We start from the raw sequence: 21,655 nt of genomic DNA, 5'->3' as shown, positions 1-21,655 counted from the left end.
GAACCGATTCTTCGGGGGCGGGTGCGGCGAGCCGGCGGCGACCCGAGCCGACTGGTGAATGCAGCGTGGTCATACGGGGCCAACGCCACAGAGCGGGCCGGGGTCACTGTTCCGCCGATTCGAGCGCTCGTTCGCGGGGACCCGCGTACCGGGCCGGCGGGCGCGGAGCGGGAGAGCCGCGGGCACCACGGCGGCGAGCCGTCGTGGTGCCGGGCAGGCGTACGGGGTACGGGTCAGGCGGCCTCGCGCCGCATCCGCGGCACGCGCAGCGGGCGGGAGCCGGGGCCCCCGGCGTGCGAGAAGGGCTGCATCCGCCAGTCGAGGCCCTGGGGCGGCGTCAGCAGCAGCCCGGCCTCCTGCTCCTGGAGCTCCAGCGTCTCGTCGGCGGGCCGGGCCTCGCTCGCCACGCGGCCGGTCCCCGCGCAGACGGTGAGCACGAAGGGGTTCCACGGCGTGGGGCACCGGGCGTGCTCCGGCAGGACGTCCTCGTCGGCCAACAGCGCGATGGGCTGGGCGCAGTCCGGGCAGACCACCCGGACCATCTCGAACATGTCGTACGCGTCGAAGCCGTCGTCGTCCGGATCGACAGGCTCCGGTTCGGTACGTTCGGTGAGCTTCAGGCTCTGCATGGAAATTCCCCCCTCGGGTGGGCCGACAAGGCGCCACGGCCTCGACCACAGCAAGCACTTCCCGCCGCGCGTGGCCGGTAATCGCGAGGCGGCCCGCTACCGACCCGTGAGCCTGTGGCGTTCGTCACATGCCGCCCGCAGGTGCCGTTCCGTGACCCGCGCGACTGTGCCGAGCGGTGCCCGGGGCCATAGGTTGATCCGCATGGAGGAGCTGGACCGTCAGATCGTTGAGTTGCTCGTCAAGGACGGGCGGATGAGCTACACCGACCTGGGCAAGGCCACGGGCCTGTCCACCTCGGCGGTTCATCAGCGTGTCCGCAGGCTGGAGCAGCGCGGGGTGATCCGCGGCTATGCCGCGGTCGTCGACCCCGAGGCCGTCGGGCTGCCCCTCACCGCGTTCATCTCGGTGAAGCCGTTCGACCCGAGCGCCCCCGACGACATCGCCGAACGGCTCGCCGGGGTGCCCGAACTGGAGGCCTGCCACAGCGTCGCCGGGGACGAGAACTACATCCTCAAGGTGCGGGTGGCGACCCCGCTGGAGCTGGAGCACCTGCTCACCCGGATCCGTACGCTCGCCGGCGTGTCCACCCGGACCACCGTCGTCCTGTCCACCCCGTACGAGGCCCGGCCCCCGCGGATCTGAAGCCGCAGGACCCCGGGTCCGGGCCCGGCGCCCCGTGGATCCGAACCCCGGAACCGCGAATCCGGGCCCCGGGCCGCCGTGGATCCGAGCGCGGGCCCCGGCCTCGGGAGGGGGCCGCGGTCCGGGCGGCCGCCGCCAGGCGCGAGACTGGTCCCATGAGCCAGAGCACCGCCCCCCAGAGCACCCCCGACCACCGCACCGTGCTGTTGCGCGGCGGAGACGTCCACAGCCCCGCCGACCCGTTCGCCACCGCGATGGTCGTCGAACGCGGGCATGTCGCCTGGGTGGGGTCCGAAGGGGCCGCCGACGCCTTCGCGAGCGGCGTGGACGAGGTGGTCGACCTCGAAGGCGCCCTGGTCACCCCGGCGTTCACCGACGCCCACGTGCATACCACCGCCACCGGCCTGGCCCTGACCGGGCTCGACCTCTCCGGCGCCCGCACCCTGTCCGAGGCGCTCGGCCTCGTCCGGTCGTTCGGCGACGGCCGCGCCCCCGGGGACGTCCTGCTGGGACACGGTTGGGACGCCGCCCGCTGGCCCGAGCGGCGGCACCCCTCGCGCGCCGAGCTCGACGAGGCGGCCGGCGGCCGGGCCCTCTACCTGCCGCGCATCGACGTGCACTCCGCGGTCGTCACGACGGCCCTGCTGGACCTCGTCCCCGGCGTCACCGCGATGAGCGGGTACCACCCGGACGGGCCACTGACCGGCGACGCCCACCACGCGGTGCGGGCCGCCGCCCACAACGCGCTGCCGGCCGCCCAGCGGGCCGCCGCCCAGCGCGCCGCCCTCGACCACGCCGCCTCCCTGGGCATCGGCAGCGTCCACGAGTGCGGCGGACCCGAGATCTCCGACGAGGAGGACTTCACCGCCCTTCTCGCCCTCGCCGCCGAGCGGCCCGGACCGCGCGTCTTCGGCCTCTGGGCCGAGGAGATCGCCGACGAGAAGGACGCCCGTCGCATCCGCGAACTCGGCGCGATCGGCGCGGCCGGAGACCTCTTTGTCGACGGCTCCCTCGGCTCGCACACCGCCTGCCTGCACCAGCCCTACACGGATGCCCCGCACACCGGCACCGCCCACCTGGACGCCGCCCGGATCGCCGCCCATGTCACCGCCTGCACCGAGGCGGGACTCCAGGCGGGCTTCCACGCCATCGGCGACGGAGCGGTCACCGCCGTGGTGGACGGGGTCAGGGCCGCCGCCGGGAAGCTCGGCCCCGACCGGATCCGGGCCGCCCGGCACCGCGTCGAACACGCCGAGATGCTCACCCCCGAGACGATCTCCGCCTTCGCGGAACTGGGCCTCACCGCCTCCGTCCAGCCCGCCTTCGACGCCGCCTGGGGCGGCCCGGACGGGATGTACGCCGAACGCCTCGGCGCGGAGCGGGCCGCCTCCCTCAATCCGTACGCCGCGCTGCTGCGCGCCGGAGTGCCGCTCGCCTTCGGCTCCGACAGCCCCGTCACCCCGCTCGACCCCTGGGGTACCGTGCGAGCCGCCGCCCACCACCGCACACCGGAGCACCGCGTCTCGGTCCGCGCCGGGTTCACCGCCCACACCCGGGGCGGCTGGCGGGCCATCGGCCGCGACGACGCGGGCATCCTGGTGCCCGGCGCCCCGGCCGACTACGCGGTCTGGCGGACCGCCGAACTGCTCGTCCAAGCCCCCGACGACCGGGTCGCCCGCTGGTCCACCGACCCCCGGTCCGGCACGCCCGGCCTGCCGGACCTGACCCCCGGCGCCGACCTTCCCGTCTGCCTGCGGACCGTGGTCCTCGGACAAACGGTCTACGTGCGACCGAACGAGTGACGTCAGGATATTTCGTACCGCCGATCGATGGCCAGATCACCGGTCCATGACCTGCGCCCCTTCGGCATTGACCAGGTCATTTCGAGAAAAGTCGCAGGTCGCACGGCTGTTGACAGAAAGCGCCCACCGGCGGGTAGGTTCGGCCGGGTCCACCACAGGACGTCCGACCGGTTAAACCTCCACGCAGTCGTCGAACGCCGCTGGGTCATGAGGCGGTGTGCCGCACCGGCGCACCACCGCTGACAGCCAGGTTCAGCGCCCGCGCCTCGGGGGCGAGGGAAGGATTCAGCCGGACGGAGGGTGGGACCCGGGTGGGGCCCGGACGTTCAGTAGACAACGGCTTTCGGTCGACCCGCAGCCAGCGGGTCCCAGGTCGGCCCGAAGGGCGCCGGGCCCCGATCCGCAGTTCCCCCGTGGGGGCGCGACCTTCCGGGCCGGTGTGCTGGATATGGTGTCCCCCTGTGTACGGACTCTAAGGGGCAGTAGTGAACGACGGCGGTCAGAGGCAGTTCGGCCCGCTCGGCAAGGTCCTGGTGATCATTCCGACCTACAACGAGGTCGAGAACATCAAGCCGATCGTCGACCGGGTGCGCACCGCCGTCCCGGACGCCGACATCCTGGTGGCCGACGACAACAGCCCCGACGGCACCGGCAAGGCGGCCGACGAGATCGCGGCGGCCGACGACCAGGTCCACGTCCTGCACCGCAAGGGCAAGGAAGGGCTCGGCGCCGCCTACCTCGCGGGCTTCGCCTGGGGCTCCGAGCACGGCTACGGCGTCCTCGTCGAGATGGACGCCGACGGCTCCCACCAGCCCGAGGAGCTGCCCCGGCTGCTGACCGCGCTCAAGGGCGCCGACCTGGTCCTGGGATCCCGCTGGGTGCCCGGCGGCCGCGTGGTCAACTGGCCCAGGAGCCGCGAGGTCATCTCGCGCGGCGGCAGCCTCTACTCCCGGCTCGCCCTCGGCCTCTCCGTCCGGGACGTCACCGGCGGCTACCGCGCCTTCCGCACCGAGACGCTGAACGGCCTCGGGCTCGGCGAGGTGGCCTCGCAGGGCTACTGCTTCCAGGTGGACCTCGCCCGCCGCGCGGTCGAGGCGGGCTACCACGTGGTCGAGGTCCCCATCACCTTCGTCGACCGGGAGATCGGCGACTCGAAGATGAGCCGGGACATCCTCGTCGAGGCGCTCTGGCGGGTCACCGGCTGGGGCATCACCTCCCGCGCGAACAAGGTCCTGGGCCGCAGGACCCTCTGACGCCCCCGGGCCCGCCGGCCGGTCCGCTTCATGATCACCCCCTTACGCCGCCTGCACGCCGGTACGGGCACACTGGGGACATGACGACCGGCACTCCGCCCCCGACCCGTCCACGGCGCTCGCGCGCCCGCAGATTCCTGCCGCCGGCCCTGGCCGCCTGGCTGGTCCTGGAGATCTGGCTCCTGACCCTGGTCGCCTCGGCCGCGGGCGGCCTCACGGTCCTGCTGATCCTGGTGGCCGGAGCCGTCCTCGGCGCCGTGGTCATCAAGAGCGCCGGCCGGCGCGCCTTCAAGAACCTCACCGAGACCCTCCAGCAGATGCCGGGACAGCCCGGCGCTCCCGCCACGCCGCCGGCGGCCCCCGCGGGCGGCAAGGGCACCCGGGGCAACGGGCTGCTGATGCTGGGCGGGCTGCTGCTGCTGATCCCCGGACTGATCTCGGACGCGGCCGGACTGCTCCTGCTGGTCCCGCCGGTGCGCACCATGATCAGCCGTTACGCGGAGCGCTCGCTGGAACGCCGGATGCGGGCCGCGACGCCCGGCAGCCTCGGGGACGCGTTCCAGCAGGCCCGGATGCACCGTCCGGACGGAAAGATCGTCCAGGGCGAGGTCATCCGCGAGGACGGCCCCCAGGCGTCCGGTGGGCCCGGTGACGACCCCCAGGGGCCTCGCCCGCCCCTCACACCCTGAGCGGGGCGCACGCACAAGAGCCGCGGGCCGTGACACATGTTCTGTGTCACGGCCCGCGGCTCTCGGTGCTGTGCTGCTGTGCGGTGTTACGCGGTCAGGCAGACTTCCTGCTGTCCCGCGGGTGCACGGCGATGTTCATGGCTCCGGAACGGAGAACCGCCAGCCTCTCGGCCAGCACCTCTTCCAGCTCCTCGCGGGTGCGCCGCTCCATGAGCATGTCCCAGTGCGTGCGCGCCGGCTTGCCCTTCTTCTCTTCGGGGCCGTCCCCGTCCACCAGGAGTGCCTGGGCGCCGCACGCCTTGCACTCCCACTCCGGCGGAATCTCTGCCTCTACCGAGAACGGCATCTCAAATCGATGTCCGTTCTGGCATGCGTACTCCACCGCCTGGCGCGGGGCCAGATCGATGCCGCGGTCCGTCTCGTAGCTGGTAACCACAAGTCGCGTGCCGCGGAGAGCTCGCTCACTCATGAATCGTGCCTCCCGGGCTTGTCGCCCACAGGACAAAATGTCGCTGTCGTCGTCATCCGGTCAACGTCCGGTCGGCGGTAAAGATTCCCGTTGCGGGTCATACGTCGCCCGTCGTGCCGCTGCGTTATCTGGGTTGAGTACCCGCCCATGCCCGGTTTGTCACCTCTGGTGAAAGTTGTCACTCAACGGTTGAGCCGTTTCCACTGGCAGTAACGGTCCTCCGGGCAGGCCAAAGACGTATACTACCGCCCTTTGACTTCAACGTCTAAATCCGTTCCGGCACGGGATTGCCCGCGGCCTCCACCGCACGCCTCACCGGCACCCGCGCGAGCAGCACGGCGCCGAGGGCGAAGAACGCCACCAGCGAGATGATCGCGTCCCGGTAGCTGCCGGTCAGCTGGTACGCCAGACCGAACACCAGGGGTCCCAGCCAGCTCAGTCCGCGGTCGCTCATCTCGTACGCCGAGAAGTACTCCGCCTCCTTGCCGCGCGGCACCAGATGCGAGAACAGCGACCGCGACAGGGCCTGGCTGCCGCCCAGCACCAGGCCGATCGCCGCCGCCAGGACGAAGAAGAACACCGGCGCGTCGGCGGGCAGCAGATAGGCGGAGAGCAGGATCACGGTCCACACGATCAGCGACCCCAGAATCGTGCGCTTCGCGCCGTACGTCCGGGCGAGCCGCCCCATGCCGAGCGCCCCCGCCACCGCCAGGATCTGCACCAGCAGCACCGCGACGATCAGCGTCGTCTGGTCCAGGCCCAGCTCCTCGGAGCCGTACAGCGAGGCCTGGGAGATCACCGTCTGGATCCCGTCGTTGTAGACGAGATAGGCCAGCAGGAACGAGAGCGTGAGCGGGTGGCGCCGCATGTCGCGCAGGGTGGCGCGCAACTGCTTCCAGCCGGAACCGACCGCCCCCTCGCTGTCCGGCCTCACCCGCCGGTCGCGCAGCCGGCGCAGCGGTACGAGGGTGAACGCCCCCCACCACACACCGGCCGAGGCCAGGCAGATCCGCACCGCGTCGGACTCCGCGAGCCCGAAGGAATCGTGACCGGTGTACAGGATCAGGTTGAGGACCAGGACGAGGGCCCCCGAGGTGTAGCCGAAGGCCCAGCCGCGCGAGGAGACCGCGTCGCGCTCCTCCGGCTCGGAGATCTGCGGCAGATAGGCGTTGTACAGGACCATCGACACGGAGATCGACGCGTTCGCCACGATCAGCAGGAACGCGCCCAGCAGATAGCGGTGGCCGTCCAGGAAGAACATCCCGGCCGTCGCCGCCGCCCCGGTGTACGCGGCCGCCGCCAGCAGCGGCTTCTTGCGCCCGGTACGGTCCGCCGCCGCGCCCACGACCGGCATCAGGATCACGGCCACCACGATGGACGCCGAGACGGAGTACGCGAACAGCGAGCCCGCGCGCACGGGTATGCCCAGCGGGTGCACGAAACCGTCCGGGTCCGCCGCGGCCTTGGCGATCGAGGTCAGGTACGGACCGAGGAAGACGGTCAGCACGCTGGTGGAGTAGACGGAGCACGCGAAGTCGTAGAAGTACCAGCCCTGCTGCTCGCGCTTGCGCGCGGCAGCCGTCGTCCCGTCCGGCGGCTGCCCCGGCGGATCGGTCTTCCCCGCGGTCCCGGTGCTCATCCCGGCGTCCCCTCGCTCATCCCCTGTGGACGTGGACGGACCGGGCGTCAGGACCAGGCCCCCCGCTCGCTCAGCACCGTACGCAGCGTCTCGATGTGATCGGTCATGATGCCATCCACGCCGAGGTCCAGGAGCGCCGCCATCCGCTCCGGTTCGTTCACCGTCCAGACGTGCACCTGGAGCCCCAGCGCGTGCGCGGTGCGGACGAAGCGGGCGTCCACCACCGGGACGGCGCCCTGCCGCTCGGGGACCTGGGCGCACACCGCGCCCGCCCGAAGCGGCGCCGGGATCCCGTACGAACGCAGCCGCAGCGCCAGGATGCCCCGCACCCCGTACGACGTGGCCAGCCGGGGGCCCGCCAGGCGGTGCGCGCGGGCCACCCGCGCCTCCGAGAACGAGCCGACGCAGATCCGGTCCCAGGCATCGGTCCGGCGGATCAGGCCGAGCAGCGGCTCCAGCGCCGATCCGGCCTTCAGGTCCACGTTCCAGCGGGCCTCGGGGAACTCCTCCAGCAGCTCCTCGAAGAGCGGGAGCGGTTCGCTGCCCCCGGCCCGGGCCCGGCTCACCTCGCTCCAGGGGAGTTCGGCGATCCGGCCCCGGGCGTCGGTGACCCGGTCCAGCGTCGCGTCGTGGAAGGCGACCAGCCGGCCGTCCGCCGTGGTGTGGACATCGGTCTCGAAGTAGCGGTAGCCCGCGTCCGAGGCGCGGCGGAAGGCGGTCACGGTGTTCTCCACGCCGTCCGCCGCCCCGCCACGATGGGCGAAGGCGATCGGCGTCGGGTGGTCCAGATAGGGGTGGCTCGGATTCACTGCGGCAGTATGGCCTGCCCGGACGTCGGAGCGGCAACGGGCCCGGAACCGGCGGCCGGCGCGGGGGTGGACGGCTCGCCCGAGGCGACGACGGCACCCGGGGCGGATGCCTCGGGGAGTGCGAACATCCGCAGGAAGAACTGGGCCAGCGGGCCGATGGCCAGCGCGTACAGCACCGTGCCCGCCCCCAGGGAGCCGCCCAGCAGGAAACCGGTCACCACGACCGCCACCTCGATCGCCGTACGGACCAGCCGGATCGAGCGGCCGGTGATGTGGTTCAGCCCGGTCATCAGACCGTCCCGGGGGCCGGGGCCGAACCGGGCCGCGATGTACAGCCCGGTCGCCACGCCGTTGAGGACGATGCCGAGCACCATCACCGGGATGCGGACGCCGAGTGCGTCCGGGTCGCCGACCACCGCGAGCGTCCCGTCCATCGCCAGCCCGACCACGAAGACGTTCGAGACGGTGCCGAGCCCTGGCCGCTGGCGCAGCGGGATCCACAGCAGCAGCACCACCGCGCCCACGATGATCGACACCACGCCGATCGAGATCCCGGTCAGCTCCGCGAGGCCCTGGTGCAGCACACCCCACGGCTCCAGACCCAGGCCCGCGCGCACCAGGAGCGCGGAGCTCGCCCCGTAGAGCGCCAGACCCACGTACAGCTGGACCAGCCGCCGGGTGAGATGAGTGGTGCTCCGGTCGGTGGTCCTGGCCACGTTGTGCCCCCTGATGTAGTGGTAGTGGACTGCTTCATGTCACTCTGTGGCAGGGGATCGGTCACCAACTATGGCCAATTCGAGGAAGGTGGACTGATTTCGATGGCGCAGTGGACATCGACGGTCGGAGCGGCTCAGCTCGCCCGGCAGCTCCGGTCGCAGCAGACCCGGCCGACCGGACCGGGCGGCCGCAAGCCGCCCGCGTACCGCGCGCTCGCCGACGGTGTACGGCTGCTGGTCCTGGAAGGCCGCGTTCCGGTCGCCGCCCGGCTCCCCGCCGAACGCGAACTGGCCCTCGCCCTGTCCGTGAGCCGCACGACCGTCGCCGCCGCCTACGAGGCGCTGCGCGCCGAGGGCTTCCTGGAGTCGCGGCGCGGCGCGGGCAGCTGGACCGCCGTCCCGGCCGGCAACCCGCTGCCCGCCCGCGGCCTCGAACCGCTGCCGCCGGAGTCGCTCGGCTCGATGATCGACCTGGGCTGCGCGGCCCTGCCCGCGCCCGAGCCCTGGCTGACCCGGGCGGTCCAGGGGGCGCTGGAGGAGCTGCCGCCGTACGCCCACACGCACGGCGACTACCCGGCCGGACTGCCCGCCCTGCGCCAGATGATCGCCGACCGCTACACCGCCCTCTCCATCCCGACCATGCCCGAGCAGATCATGGTCACCACCGGGGCGATGGGTGCCATCGACGCGATCTGCCATCTCTTCGCCGGCCGCGGTGAACGGATCGCGGTCGAGTCCCCGAGCTACGCCAACATCCTCCAGCTGATGCGCGAGACGGGCGCGCGCCTCGTCCCGGTCGCGATGGAGGAGGGACTCGGCGGCTGGGACATGAACCGCTGGCGCCAGGTGCTGCGGGACGCCGCGCCCCGGCTCGCCTACGTGGTCGCCGACTTCCACAACCCCACCGGCGCGCTCGCCGACGAGCAGCAGCGCCGCGATCTGGTGGAGGCGGCCCGGTCCGCCGGAACGGTCCTCGTCGTCGACGAGACCATGAACGAACTCCGCCTGGACGCCGGCATCGACATGCCGCGCCGGGTCTGCGCCTTCGACCCGGCCGGCAGCACGGTCCTGACCGTCGGATCGGCCAGCAAGGCCTTCTGGGCCGGTATGCGCATCGGCTGGGTGCGCGCGGCCCCGGACGTCATCCGCAGCCTGGTCGCCGCCCGCGCCTACGCCGACATGGGCACGCCCGTCCTGGAACAGCTCGCCATCAACTGGCTCATGGGCACCGGCGGCTGGGAACAGGCCGTCGAGGTCCGGCGGAGCCAGGCCAGGGAGAACCGGGACGCCCTGGTCGCGGCGGTGCGCCGGGAGCTGCCGGACTGGGAGTTCACCGTGCCGCGCGGCGGGCTGACGCTGTGGGTGCGCACCGGCGGCATCTCCGGGTCGCGGCTGGCGGTGGCGGGCGAACGCGTCGGCGTCCGCGTGCCGTCGGGCCCCCGCTTCGGGGTCGACGGGGCCTTCGAGGGGTACGTGCGGCTGCCGTTCACGGTGAGCGGGCCGGTCGCCGACGAGGCGGCCGCACGCCTGGCCGCGGCGGTGGACCTGGTGCGCTCCGGGGCGGGTGCGGGGGCCGACGCCCCGCGCTCCTTCGTGGCCTGAGGTCCGGCATGACGGCGGCGGGCGGGGAGCGGACCATCAGGCCCGCTCCCCGCCCGCCGTGCTGTTCGTGCGCCGGATCAGCTCTCGGCGCCGGCCGGCTGCGCCTTCGCCAGCGGCTCGGAAGGCCGGGCCTCGGCGACCATCGCCTCCACCGGAGCGGCCGCCGTCTCCGCGGCCACGGGCACCGGTGCCGTCGCGGGGCCCTCGTCGGACGACTCGTGCACGGGCGCCGCCTCCATCGGGTCGCCCCGGCCGGGCAGCAGGTCGAGCACCGCCTGCCGGTGCGCGTCGCTCGTGGCGTCGTCGTACGGGTCCGGGGTGGCGGGGACCTGGAGCCGCAGGACCGGGCCCGTGCCGAGCCGGACGTAGCCGCGGCCCGCGGGGACCTCGGGCGGGGGAGTGGTGTGCGGTCCGGCGCCGAGGACGGCCTCGATCTGCTCGTGGGAGGCCGGGCCGAGGACCGCGCGGGCGCGGGTATGGGTCCGGACGGTCTCCGTGAGGGTGTCCAGGGCGTCGAACTGCTCGGCCAGTACGACGGTGACCTGGGCCGCCCGGCCGTGCCGCAGCGGGATCCGGAGCAGTTCCTGCGGGTCGGGCCTGCCGTCGGCCGCCGCGAGATGGCCGAGGACACCGGGACGGTCCAGCAGGATCCACAGCGGGCGGCGGATGTCGTCCGGCGCCGGGCGGCCGCTCTGGCGGGCCAGGTTGGCGGTGATCAGGCGCCGCTCCGTCTCGTGCGCCGCCCACTCCAGCGTGGCCAGCGCCCCGCCGACGCCGGACTCCACGGCGAGGACGCCGTTACGGCCGGTGAGAGCGGCGTACTCGCCGGCCCCGCTGCCGTCGACGATGATCACGTCGCCGTTCTGGAGGGCCTGCAGGGCGATCGAGCGGACCAGGGTCGTGGTGCCCCCGCCGGGGTGTCCGACGGCCAGCAGGTGCGGTTCGGTGGAGCGGCCGCCGGTCCGCCAGACGACCGGCGAGGCGTCCACCGTGGTGTCGCCGTCGCGCACGGGAACGGTGCGTGAGACGGAGTCCGGGTCGGTGAAGCCGAGGACCGTCTCGCCGGGCGCGGCGACGAAGCGCTGGGCGGCGATCGTCGTGGGGAGCGCGTCCAGCACGGTCATGACGAGGCGGTTGGCCTCCTCGTCCCAGCCGAAGTGGTACTCGCGGCCCCGGCCGGACTTGGTGTGGAGCAGCTGCTCGATCCGGGAGCGGGCGGCGGCCTCGCCGTCCGTGAAGTACGCGGGGTAGGAGATCCGGAGGCGGGTGAGCCGCCCGTCCTGGTCGAAGGCGTACTGGTCGAAGGCCTTCGTCCAGTCGCCGCCGTGGGCGAACAGGGGGTCCGGGTCGTCGGCCGTGGAGAAGTACGGCACGAGAGCTTCGTACAGCGACCGCAGGCGCGCGGTCTCCGACTCGTCGGGCCCGGTCCGCACGGGGGTCCGCTCCCGCCCCTTCCACGCGGCAGCGCCCATCACCGTGATCAGGGCCAGGATCGGCCCGTACGGGACGAGCGCCACCACCAGCACGCAGGCCGCGCCCAGGAACAGCTTGGGACCACGTCGTTCCTTGGGGGTGGCGACCCACTTCTGCCGGCCGGACACGGCCAGCAGCCGCAGACCGCGGACCACCGTGATCAGCGGATGGAGGACATCGGTGGCACTGTCGGCGGCCGTGCGCGCGATCTCTCTGCTGCGAGTGATCGAAGCGCTGCCGCTGCTCAGAATGCGGGGGAGTGGTCGCCGGGCCACGTCGGTCTCCTGAAGGGGTGGGAACGGTTGCGGAGCGTTAGAACTTGATCCCGCCCAGCAGGCCGGCGAGGCTCGCCCCGCCCGCCGTGATGCTCGGTGCGATGGCGGTGCCGGCCAGGTAGAAGCCGAACAGGGCGCAGACGATGGCGTGAGAGGCCTTGAGCCCGTCCTTCTTGAAGAACAGGAAGACGATGACGGCGAGCAGGACCACGCCCGAGATGGAAAGGATCATGAGCGGTTCTCTCCTGGTTGAAGGGGACAGTCACCATGAGTCCTTCCAGGATCACGGGAAGTATCTATACGACAAAAGGTGCAATCGAGTGAATATCCAGCGCTTTCACTTGACTGGCTCACAGAAGTCCGCCCCCGGGGAGCGGCATCGCCCGTCCCGTGCCGGGCAGGATCGGCCGCGGGGAGCCCTTGCCGCATCCGGGCCGGGTCATGTCGGCCCGGGAGCAGTACCCTGTCGATTCACTCGTACGGCCCCGGCCGTACTCCCCACCAGGTCACCGCGGCGGTGAGCAGCCGCGGCAGCAGTCAAGGAAGGCGGTCCGTCCGATGAGCGAAACCCCCGATCCCGAGGTGGTCGAGCTGGCGACCAAGGTCTTCGACCTGGCCCGCGCCGGTGACACCGAGGCCCTCACGGCGTACGTCGAGGCCGGGGTCCCCGCCAACCTCACCAACGACCGGGGCGACACGCTGCTCATGCTCGCCGCCTACCACGGGCACGCCGCCACGGTCGCCGCCCTCGTCGCCCGCGACGCCGACCCGGACCGGGCCAACGACCGGGGTCAGACCCCGCTGGCCGGAGCCGTCTTCAAGGGCGAGGACGCCGTCATCGACGCCCTGCTCGCCGCCGGCGCCGACCCGGCCGCCGGAACACCTTCCGCGCTGGACACGGCCCGGATGTTCGGCAAGTCCGACCTGCTGGAACGCTTCGGTGCGCGGTGAGACGCCGGCGGGGGCGCCCCTGGGCGCGTCCGTCGTGGGCTTCGCTGACCGGTCCGTCGTAAATGTGGTCGCGGTGGCGAAATGGCTGGGTCATCATGACGTCGCGGGCTCGCTCAGGGCCACCGACGAGAGGCAGAGGAAGATGCTCTACACCAGGCGAAAGACGGCGGTCGGCCGATCATGTCACTGCGCGGCGTAGCGGTGTCCCCCGGACACCCCCACGTGCCGAGAGGCACGGGGCACTGCACGGTCCCGGTTGCGTCGACAGCTTGATGTGAGGCTTTCTCCCATGTTCGATCCGTTCATAGCGCCGAGCGGCACCCTGCTCGGTCTGCTCCAGAGGGGCCGCGGCGACGGCACGCTCCACGCGCTCGCCGCACCGCGCCCCGAGGCCCTCGCGGCCCTCAACCACTGCGTCGTGAACGACCCCCGCCACGACTGGCAGGTGGAGAACCGCTCCCTCTACTACGCGCGCCTCTACCTCGACCTCGACGGCGGTATGGAGGAGATCGAGCGACACCTCGCCGATCCCGACGACCACATCGATACCGACGACTCCCGCACCGGCCTGGCGCTCTCCGTCCTCGGCCACCTCGCCTCCTACGGACGCGACGACGCCCTGGCCCTGCTCCGCCGCTACGCGGCGACGGGCGCCAACTGGGCCTGGGCCCTGGACGAGCTGGCCCTGCGCGACGACGACGCCGGCCTGCGCTCCCTCGCGCTGCCCGTCCTCGCCCGCTTCCCGGCCACCGACCAGGGCGCGTCCGACCTCGCCGCCGCCGTACGCGACTCCTTCGAGCCGCGACCCTGGCGCCTGTGGGCCGACGATCCGCGCGAAGCGGTCGGCGCCCGCGTCCGGGCCGCCGGCGAACAGGGCTCGTTCGACCGATGGCAGCGCCAGATGCGCCCCGGGGGTCCCCGCCCCGGCTGGAGCGTCCAGGCCGTCTTCGACTGGGCCCAGCAGGCCCTGGAACGCGGCAGCGAACTGCACGTCCCCGCGGCCCGCTGCCTCACCGCCGTCGCCGGACCCGACGACCTCCCCCAGATCGTCGAGGCCGCCCGCAGTGGCCCCGAAGGCGCCCGCTGCGCCGCCCTGCACTACCTCGCGGAGGCCGGTCAACCCGTCGTCCTGGACCTCATCGAGGCCGCCGCCGTCAGCCCCTCCCGCTCCGTCGCCCACACGGCCATCGCCGCCTTCGAGCGGATGACCGGCTCCGACGCCGTCGAGCGGGCCAGGCGCTGGGCCCCCCGCCCCGACGCACTCGGCGCCTCCGCCGCCGGAGTGCTCGCCTGCCGAGGCACCGCCCAGGACGCTCCCCAAGTCCTCGGCGCGCTGCGGGAGGCCGTGCGCGGCGACGGACCCGACGCCCCCCGGCTGTGGACCCTCGTCGACGGAGCCGGCCGCCTCGGCATCGCCTGCGCCGCCCCCGTCCTGCGCCATGTCTACCGCGAGACGTCCTCCTCGCACCTGCGGGGCAGGGCCGCCCGCGCCCTGGCCGCCACCGACCCGTCCTTCGCGACCGGATTCGCGGTGGAGTGCCTCTGGGACTGCGAGGAGACCACCCGCGAGGTGGCCGCCCTGCACGCCGAGACCGGCGACATCCGCGTCGCCGAACGCCTGCGCCGCCTCGCCGCCGACCCGGCCGAGGAGGCCGAGGTCCAGACGGCGGTTCGCAGCCGGATCGGGCCGGACGCGTCGGCCGTCTGACGACCGGCACGGGTCCGAAGCGGAAGCGGGAGGAGGGACGTTGTCAGACCCTCCTCCTAGGCTTCCCCTCCATGGACAGCAACGAGTGGTGGGGGCTCGTCGAACGGGCTCGTGAGACGGCCGGGGGCCGGGCGGACGACCGGGACGCGCCCGACGATCCGCTGCCGGGCGCGCTGACGGGCGTGCTCGCCGCCCTGGAGCCGGAGCGGATCGTGGACTTCGCCGTCACGGCGGTGCACGTGACCGATTCCGCCTACCGCCGGCCCCTCTGGAACGCGGCCTACCTCATCGAGGGCGGCTGCGGCGACGACGGCTTCATGGACTTCCGCGACGGGCTCGCCCTGCTCGGGCGGGAGACCTTCACCCGGGCGGTCGCCGATCCCGACTCCCTGGCCGCCTTGCCGGTGGTGGTCCGGATGGGCCGCGGCGAGCGCGGGTGGATCGGATACGAGTCGCTGAGCGCGCCGGTGACCGAGGCCTACCGGCGCGTCCGGGGCGAGACCGACTCGCTCGACGCCGCCGTGGAGGCGGCGCTGTGCGGGCGGATACGCCCGGCGGCACCGGCGGGCGAGAGCTGGGACGCGGAGGACGACGAGGCGAACCGCAGGCATCTGCCCCGGCTGGCCGCGCTCTTCCTGGACTGAGCGCCCCCGAACGATTTCCCGCCCCTGCGAGGTCATGGGCGCGGGCACACAATGGCGCCATGACCGGACGCTGGGAGTTCTGGATCGACCGGGGCGGCACCTTCACCGACATCGTGGGCCGCCGCCCCGACGGCCGGCTGATCACCCGCAAGCTCCTCTCCCACGACCCCGGCCGCTACGACGACGCGGCCGTCGCCGGAATCCGGCTGCTCCTCGGCCTGGAGCCCGGTGAACCGGTGCCCCCCGACCGGGTCGCCGCCGTCCGGATGGGCACCACCGTCGCCACCAACGCCCTGCTGGAGCGGCGGGGCGAACCGACCGTCCTGCTGATCACCGAGGGCTTCCGGGACGCGCTGCGGATCGCCTACCAGAACCGGCCGCGCCTCTTCGACCGGCACATCGTCCTGCCCGGGACCGTCCACGAGCGGGTGATCGAGGTCCCCGAACGCATCGACGCCCACGGCCGCACCGTACGGCCCCTGGAGCTCGGCCCCGTACGCGAACAGCTGCGCGCCGCCCACGCCGAGGGCCTGCGCAGCGCCGCCGTCGTCCTGATGCACGGCTACCGCCACCCCGCGCACGAACGGGCCGTCGCGGAGGCGGCCCGGGAGGCGGGCTTCACCCAGGTCAGCAGCTCCCACGAGGTCAGCCCGCTGATCAGGCTCGTCCCCCGGGGCGACACCACGGTCGTCGACGCCTGCCTCTCGCCCGTCCTCGGCCGGTACGTCGACGAGGTCGCCGCCCGCCTCGACGGGATCCGGCTGATGTTCCTCCAGTCCAACGGCGGCCTGCGCGAAGCCGCCCGCTTCCGCGGCAAGGACGCCGTCCTCTCCGGGCCGGCCGGAGGCGTCGTCGGCATGGTCCGCACCTCGCAGCAGGCCGGCCACGACCGGGTCATCGGCTTCGACATGGGCGGCACCTCCACCGATGTGTCGCACTACGCAGGAGAGTTCGAACGCGAGCTGGGAACCCAGGTCGCCGGGGTCCGGATGCGTGCGCCGATGATGAGCATCCACACCGTCGCGGCCGGTGGCGGCTCCGTCCTGCACTTCGACGGCAGCCGCTACCGCGTCGGCCCCGACTCGGCCGGCGCCGACCCCGGACCCGCCTGCTACCGCCGGGGCGGCCCCCTCACCGTCACCGACGCCAACGTGATGCTCGGCCGCGTCCAGCCCGCCCACTTCCCGGCCGTCTTCGGCGCGGAGGGCGACCTTCCCCTCGACGCCGCCCCCGTACGCGAGCGGTTCACCGAGCTCGCCGACGAGGTGGGGAGCGCCACCGGACGGAGACCGGACGAGGCCGAGGTGGCGGCGGGATTCCTGGAGATCGCCGTGCTCAACATGGCCAACGCCGTCAAGAAGATCTCCGTGCAGCGCGGCCACGACGTCACCCGCTACGCGCTGACCGGCTTCGGTGGCGCGGGCGGCCAGCACGTCTGCGCGGTCGCCGACGCCCTCGGCATCGACACCGTCCTCGTACCCCCGCTCGCCGGGGTGCTCTCCGCTTACGGCATCGGCCTGGCCGACGCGACCGCGATGCGCGAGCAGTCGGTGGAGGAACAGTTCGACGCGGCCTGCCGGGAGCGCGTGGAGCGGCTCTGCGCCGATCTGGCCGACCGTACCCGCGAAGCCCTGCGCGCCGACGGAGTGCCCGACTCCGCGATCACCACCCGCCCCCGCGTCCTGCTCCGGTACGCGGGGACGGACGCGGCGCTGCCGGTGGACCTGGGCACGGAGGCTGCCATGGCCGGGGCGTTCGCGGCCGCCCACCGGACCCGGTTCGGCTTCACGATGGACAAGCCCGTCGTCGTCGAGACGGTCTCGGTGGAAGCCACCGGGGCCACCGGGGCCACCGGAACCACGGAGGCGACCGGGGCCACGAAGACCGAAGGGACCGCCGACGCGACCGACGGCAGCGCGCCCGTCGCCGGCTCCGGCCCCCACGCCGCCGCACCGCGCCCGGCCGACACCGTGGACCTGTACACCGAGGGGCGGTGGCAGCGCGCCCCGCTCCACCGGCGGGCGGATCTGCACGTCGGCGCCACCATCACCGGGCCCGCGATCGTCGCCGAGGACGACGCAACCACCGTCGTCGACCCCGGCTGGCAGGCCGAAGCGGCCCCCACCGGACATCTCGTCCTCACCCGCGGCAGCCCCCGCCCCGGACGCACCGCCGTCGGCACCCGTGTCGACCCGGTGATGCTGGAGGTCTTCAACAACCTCTTCATGTCCATCGCCGAGCAGATGGGCGTCCGCCTGGAGAACACCGCCCACTCCGTCAACATCAAGGAACGCCTCGACTTCTCCTGCGCCCTGTTCGACGCCGAGGGCAACCTGATCGCCAACGCCCCGCACATCCCGGTCCATCTCGGCTCCATGGGGGAGTCCATCAAGGAGGTGCTCCGGCGTAACGAGGGCACCCTGCGCCCCGGCGACGTGTACGCCGTCAACGACCCGTACCACGGCGGCACCCACCTGCCCGACATCACCGTGGTCACGCCCGTCTTCGACGAGGAGAAGCTCCGGTTCCTGGTCGCCTCGCGCGGCCACCACGCCGAGATCGGCGGCACCACACCCGGGTCCATGCCCGCCTTCAGCCGGACGATCCACGAGGAGGGCGTCCTCTTCGACAACTGGCTGCTCGTCCGCGACGGCCGGCTGCGCGAGGAGGAGACACGGGAACTGCTCGCCTCCGCCCCGTACCCCTCCCGCTCCCCGGACACCAACCTCGCCGACCTGCGCGCCCAGATCGCCGCCAACGAGAAAGGCATCGCCGAACTGCGGCGGATGACCGACCAGTTCGGGGCCGACGTCGTGGACGCCTACATGGGCCACGTCCAGGACAACGCCGAGGAGTCCGTACGCCGCATCGTCGCCGAACTGCGTGACGGCCACTGCCGCTACGAGACCGACAGCGGGGCCGTGGTCCAGGTCCGCCTCACCGTGGACCGGGACACCCGCAGCGCCCACCTCGACTTCACCGGAACCTCCCCCCAGCAGCCCGGCAACGCCAACGCGCCCCGCTCCGTCGTCACGGCCGCCGTCCTCTACGTCTTCCGCACCCTGGTCGGAGAGGACATCCCGCTCAACAGCGGCTGCCTGAAACCCCTGGACGTGACCGTTCCGCCCGGCTCGATGCTCGACCCCAGCTATCCGGCGGCGACCGTCGCGGGCAACGTGGAGACCTCCCAGGCGGTCACCGGAGCCCTGTACGGGGCGATCGGCGGCCAGGCCGAGGGGTCGGGGACCATGAACAACCTCACCTTCGGCAACGACCACGTCCAGTACTACGAGACGATCGCCAGCGGCTCCGGAGCGGGGGACGGCTTCGACGGCGCCGACGCCGTACAGACCCATATGACCAACTCCCGGCTCACCGACCCCGAGATCCTGGAGTGGCGGCTGCCGGTCCGCCTGGAGTCCTTCGCCGTACGGGAGGACAGCGGGGGAGCGGGCCGGTGGCACGGCGGCCACGGCGTCGAGCGGCGCCTCCGCTTCCTGGAACCCGTCACCATCGCCCTGCTCTCCGGACACCGCCGTGTCCCGCCGTACGGAGCGGGCGGCGGGGAGCCCGGAGCGCTCGGGGAGCAGTACATCGAGCGGGCCGGGGGCGAAGTGGTCCCGCTGGAGGGCTGCGACACCGCCGAACTGGAGGCCGGAGACGTGCTCGTGGTGCGCACACCGGGTGGCGGGGGATACGGCCCTGCACGCGCCTAGGGGGTGTTCCGGCCCCCCTTCGGCACCGGTCGCATAAACGCCGTTTCGACCGTTGTCAGTGCGAGGACCTAATCTGTCCCACGTGACTTCGCCTGCCAACACGGACACCGCTGCGCCGCAGCTCAGTGCGGGGCCCCGGCCTGCCCCGGGCCCCGCGGCCGACGAGGGGCTCTCGCGGCGGCTGCGCGCCCTCGCGTGCACGGCGCCGCTGCACGACCTGGACGTCCGCAAGGCGAATCTGGCCGGCGAGTACACGGTGTACGCCATGGCGGAGGTCGCCCTCGCCGCGATCGACCACGTCACGCTCAACATGGACTTCGACACCGGGGCCGACCACGACCAGATAGTGGCCAGGCTGCTGCCCCGCGTCGCCGCCCAGGCCCCCGACCGCCCCGTCGCCGAGCACGAACGGGTCGCCCGCTGGGTCCTGGAGAACCTGATCAACGTCGGCAGCGTCGACCGGGGCTTCCGCGCGGTCTACGGCACCTTCAACACCGACGGGGTCTACGTCCGCCGCGACTACGACTTCAAGCTCATCGAAGAGGTCCCCGGCCACGGCGGCATGGTCTACCTCCGCGCCACCGACGAAGCGGTCAACGTCCTCGTCGGCGCGCTGGACACCGATGTCACCAGCGCCCAGATCGCCGCCGAGGTCAAGCTGGAGGTCCTCATCAGCCGGGGCCGCCTCGCCGACGCCCAGCTCGCCGCCGAACAGGCCCGCTACCGCACCGTGCAGTACGCCGAGACCCTGCGCCGCACACTGGAGGCCACCCGGCGCAACGTCCGCGCCGTCGACTGGCTCCACACCGTCCCGGACATGATCGCCGAGGCCCTCGACCACGTGGCCGACCGCTACCGCCACGAGAACGCGATCCTCACCAACATCCGCAAGGCCCGCGACGAGGCCGAGGACCCCGAGCACAAGCGCCGGGCCGCCGAGCTGGTCGACATCGTCAAGGACTGCATCCGCCGCCACACCCAGCTCCAGTCCCGGCTCCTGGAGGCGGGCCCCCTCTTCCGCGCGGAGCAGGACCGCCAGGCCTTCGCCCCGCCCGCCCTCCACACGGGCCTCGATCTGTACGGTCAGCTCCTCGCCCCGCTCCTCCCGCTCCCCGTCGAGCAGTCCACCCGTGCCACCGACGCCTTCTTCGCCCATGGCACCGGACTGCGCACCCCCACCTCCGTAAGGGTCGGGGACCTCATCGACCTCTTGCTCACCCCGCCGCTGGAGCGCGAGCACCTGGGCGCGGAGATGCCCGAGCCCGATCTGATCGCCACCCCCGACGACAGCCGGTTCAGCGAGGAGCAGCTCGCCCGCGCCATGACCCTGCTCGACCTGGAACACGACGCCCCGCGGCGGCTCTCCGGACTGCTCGCCGAGGCCCGCCGCACCGGCGACACCGACCTGCCGTACCTGGTCGCCCTGCTCGCCGTCCACGCCGCCAGCCCGCCCGTCGGCACCGCCTACCGCCAGGGCGAGCGGCGCCTGCTCTTCGCCGTGGACGACGGCGCGGAGCTGGACGACCCGGAGTTCGGCGGTGCCGACCTCATCGTGGGCACCGCGTTGCTGGACGCCGTCGGCATGGCCGCCGACCGCCAGGAGGCCTCGTGACCGGCCCCGCCCGCCCGCACCACATCCGTACCGAGGAGTCCCAAGCCGTGAGCGACCACGACGCCGAGCACCCCGACGCGTGGACCGAGCCCTCCGCGCACGCCGGCCCCTCCACGGCGTACGGGGCTCCCTCCCCCACGTACGGGCCCGACACCGCGCACAGCTCTCCGCACGCCGCCGAGCCGGCCGGACAGACCCCCGTCACTCCGGCCGACGCCGCCGACGCAGCCCGTCTCGTCTCCTTCGGGCTCCAGCCCAAGCTGCTGCCCGCCCGCGACGCCGAATACGCCGACCTGCTGAGGCGTTACCGGGAGGAGAGTGCCTTCGCCCGGCTCGCCGACGCCGTCGCCACCGGCCTCGGCCTCGTCGTCCTGGAGGTCTCCCCGCGCGCCGGGATGGCCGTCACGGCGGGCGAGGACTCCGTCTTCGCCGTCCGCATGGGCGACTACGCCCGCCGCGCCTCCTCCGACGCCGCCGACCGCTTCCTGCACGGCCTCGCCCATCTCGCCGTCGCCGCCCTCGCCTTCCCCCGCCCCGAGGACCTCGCCGACGACGCGTACATCGGCCGCATCACCGTCAACGGCGTCGACGCCTTCGTACGCCAGGCCTGCCGGCGGCTGGAGGAGCGCGCCGAGGAACAGGGCGACAACACCGACCCCGTCAGCGACGCCCCGGGGCTCGAAGCCGGATGGCGGATCTACGCCCGCCGCAGCGCCACCGGTGCCACGAAGGACGCCCGCCGGCTCGCCGGATCCACCACCGGCATCATCGGCAAGGCCGTCGCCTTCCTCACCGACTCCGGCTTCCTCCAGCGCACCGGCGACGACGCGGGCGGCGCCTACCGCACCACCGCCCGCTACCAGCTCCAGGTCCGCGACCTGGCGGGCAGCGCCGCCATGGCCGAACTGCTGGAGCTCGGCGTCGTCCCCGTCACCGACGGCTCCGCCACGCTGCTGCCGCCGCCCGACCCGGACAGCGTGGAGCTGGCCGCCGACGCGGGCCTGCCCTTCCACTCCTGACCCCGA

General features: G+C 73.1%; 18 protein-coding genes. 11 read left to right on the top strand and 7 right to left on the bottom strand.

Annotated elements, in window-relative coordinates; genetic code table 11:
• Positions 1 to 233: 233 nt before the first annotated feature.
• The gene (locus RNL97_RS04580) at positions 234 to 629 is read right to left on the bottom strand and encodes a hypothetical protein (protein ID WP_313750408.1); all 396 of its coding nucleotides are present in this window, start codon (positions 627 to 629) and stop codon (positions 234 to 236) included.
• A 202-nt stretch (positions 630 to 831) separates the two neighbouring features.
• Between RNL97_RS04580 and RNL97_RS04575 the strand changes: the two genes are divergently transcribed.
• From RNL97_RS04575 to fxsA, 4 genes are all read left to right on the top strand, one after another.
• Entirely contained in the window at positions 832 to 1,272 is a 441-nt protein-coding gene (locus RNL97_RS04575) for an Lrp/AsnC family transcriptional regulator (RefSeq protein WP_010057405.1), read from the top strand.
• A 155-nt stretch (positions 1,273 to 1,427) separates the two neighbouring features.
• A complete protein-coding gene (locus tag RNL97_RS04570) occupies positions 1,428 to 3,074 on the top strand; it encodes an amidohydrolase (RefSeq protein WP_313750407.1) in 1,647 nt (548 codons plus the stop codon).
• A 485-nt stretch (positions 3,075 to 3,559) separates the two neighbouring features.
• On the top strand, positions 3,560 to 4,327 hold the full coding sequence (locus RNL97_RS04565; RefSeq protein ID WP_030589443.1) for a polyprenol monophosphomannose synthase: 768 nt from the start codon (positions 3,560 to 3,562) through the stop codon (positions 4,325 to 4,327).
• A gap of 80 nt (positions 4,328 to 4,407) precedes the next feature.
• Complete coding sequence (gene fxsA, locus RNL97_RS04560) at positions 4,408 to 5,016, top strand: FxsA family membrane protein (protein WP_030589441.1); 609 nt, start codon at positions 4,408 to 4,410, stop codon at positions 5,014 to 5,016.
• A 94-nt stretch (positions 5,017 to 5,110) separates the two neighbouring features.
• Here the strand turns inward: fxsA and RNL97_RS04555 are convergent, their stop codons facing one another.
• The 4 genes from RNL97_RS04555 to yczE form a co-directional block, all read right to left on the bottom strand.
• Entirely contained in the window at positions 5,111 to 5,485 is a 375-nt protein-coding gene (locus RNL97_RS04555; protein ID WP_003959706.1) for an RNA polymerase-binding protein RbpA, read from the bottom strand.
• 265 nt (positions 5,486 to 5,750) lie between these two features.
• On the bottom strand, positions 5,751 to 7,124 hold the full coding sequence (locus RNL97_RS04550; protein ID WP_030589439.1) for an MFS transporter: 1,374 nt from the start codon (positions 7,122 to 7,124) through the stop codon (positions 5,751 to 5,753).
• 47 nt (positions 7,125 to 7,171) lie between these two features.
• Positions 7,172 to 7,933, bottom strand: coding sequence for a glycerophosphodiester phosphodiesterase (locus RNL97_RS04545; protein ID WP_313750406.1), 762 nt, complete (start codon positions 7,931 to 7,933; stop codon positions 7,172 to 7,174).
• Positions 7,930 to 8,649 carry a membrane protein YczE gene (yczE, locus tag RNL97_RS04540; protein WP_030589436.1) on the bottom strand — a complete coding sequence of 240 codons (720 nt, stop codon included), beginning with the start codon at positions 8,647 to 8,649 and terminating at the stop codon, positions 7,930 to 7,932. The genes RNL97_RS04545 and yczE overlap by 4 nt, the downstream gene beginning before the upstream one ends.
• 102 nt (positions 8,650 to 8,751) lie before the next feature.
• On the opposite strand from yczE, the gene RNL97_RS04535 reads away from it, so the two are divergent.
• Complete coding sequence (locus tag RNL97_RS04535) at positions 8,752 to 10,251, top strand: SCO1417 family PLP biosynthesis transcription factor (RefSeq protein WP_243313423.1); 1,500 nt, start codon at positions 8,752 to 8,754, stop codon at positions 10,249 to 10,251.
• Positions 10,252 to 10,328: 77 nt separating this feature from the next.
• Here the strand turns inward: RNL97_RS04535 and RNL97_RS04530 are convergent, their stop codons facing one another.
• On the bottom strand, positions 10,329 to 11,999 hold the full coding sequence (locus RNL97_RS04530) for a hypothetical protein (RefSeq protein WP_313750405.1): 1,671 nt from the start codon (positions 11,997 to 11,999) through the stop codon (positions 10,329 to 10,331).
• A gap of 37 nt (positions 12,000 to 12,036) precedes the next feature.
• Entirely contained in the window at positions 12,037 to 12,231 is a 195-nt protein-coding gene (locus RNL97_RS04525) for a hypothetical protein (RefSeq protein ID WP_030589427.1), read from the bottom strand.
• A 326-nt stretch (positions 12,232 to 12,557) separates the two neighbouring features.
• Between RNL97_RS04525 and RNL97_RS04520 the strand changes: the two genes are divergently transcribed.
• The 6 genes from RNL97_RS04520 (at position 12,558) to RNL97_RS04495 (ending at position 21,649) form a co-directional block, all read left to right on the top strand.
• Positions 12,558 to 12,950, top strand: coding sequence for an ankyrin repeat domain-containing protein (locus RNL97_RS04520; RefSeq protein WP_030589424.1), 393 nt, complete (start codon positions 12,558 to 12,560; stop codon positions 12,948 to 12,950).
• Positions 12,951 to 13,239: 289 nt separating this feature from the next.
• On the top strand, positions 13,240 to 14,658 hold the full coding sequence (locus RNL97_RS04515) for a HEAT repeat domain-containing protein (RefSeq protein WP_313750404.1): 1,419 nt from the start codon (positions 13,240 to 13,242) through the stop codon (positions 14,656 to 14,658).
• Between the two features lie 71 nt (positions 14,659 to 14,729).
• On the top strand, positions 14,730 to 15,302 hold the full coding sequence (locus RNL97_RS04510) for a DUF4240 domain-containing protein (protein ID WP_030589416.1): 573 nt from the start codon (positions 14,730 to 14,732) through the stop codon (positions 15,300 to 15,302).
• Positions 15,303 to 15,361: 59 nt separating this feature from the next.
• Positions 15,362 to 19,018 carry a hydantoinase B/oxoprolinase family protein gene (locus RNL97_RS04505; RefSeq protein ID WP_313750403.1) on the top strand — a complete coding sequence of 1,219 codons (3,657 nt, stop codon included), beginning with the start codon at positions 15,362 to 15,364 and terminating at the stop codon, positions 19,016 to 19,018.
• An 82-nt stretch (positions 19,019 to 19,100) separates the two neighbouring features.
• On the top strand, positions 19,101 to 20,630 hold the full coding sequence (locus RNL97_RS04500; RefSeq protein ID WP_030589414.1) for a hypothetical protein: 1,530 nt from the start codon (positions 19,101 to 19,103) through the stop codon (positions 20,628 to 20,630).
• Between the two features lie 47 nt (positions 20,631 to 20,677).
• Positions 20,678 to 21,649: a hypothetical protein gene (locus RNL97_RS04495; RefSeq protein WP_243316283.1), complete on the top strand. Its 972-nt coding sequence runs from the start codon at positions 20,678 to 20,680 to the stop codon at positions 21,647 to 21,649.
• Positions 21,650 to 21,655: the final 6 nt, after the last annotated feature.

The sequence above is a fragment of the Streptomyces parvus genome (assembly GCF_032121415.1).
Lineage (GTDB): Bacteria > Actinomycetota > Actinomycetes > Streptomycetales > Streptomycetaceae > Streptomyces > Streptomyces globisporus_A.
Note: the sequence above shows the minus strand (reverse complement) of the source record. Positions and strands in the feature narration are given on the sequence as shown.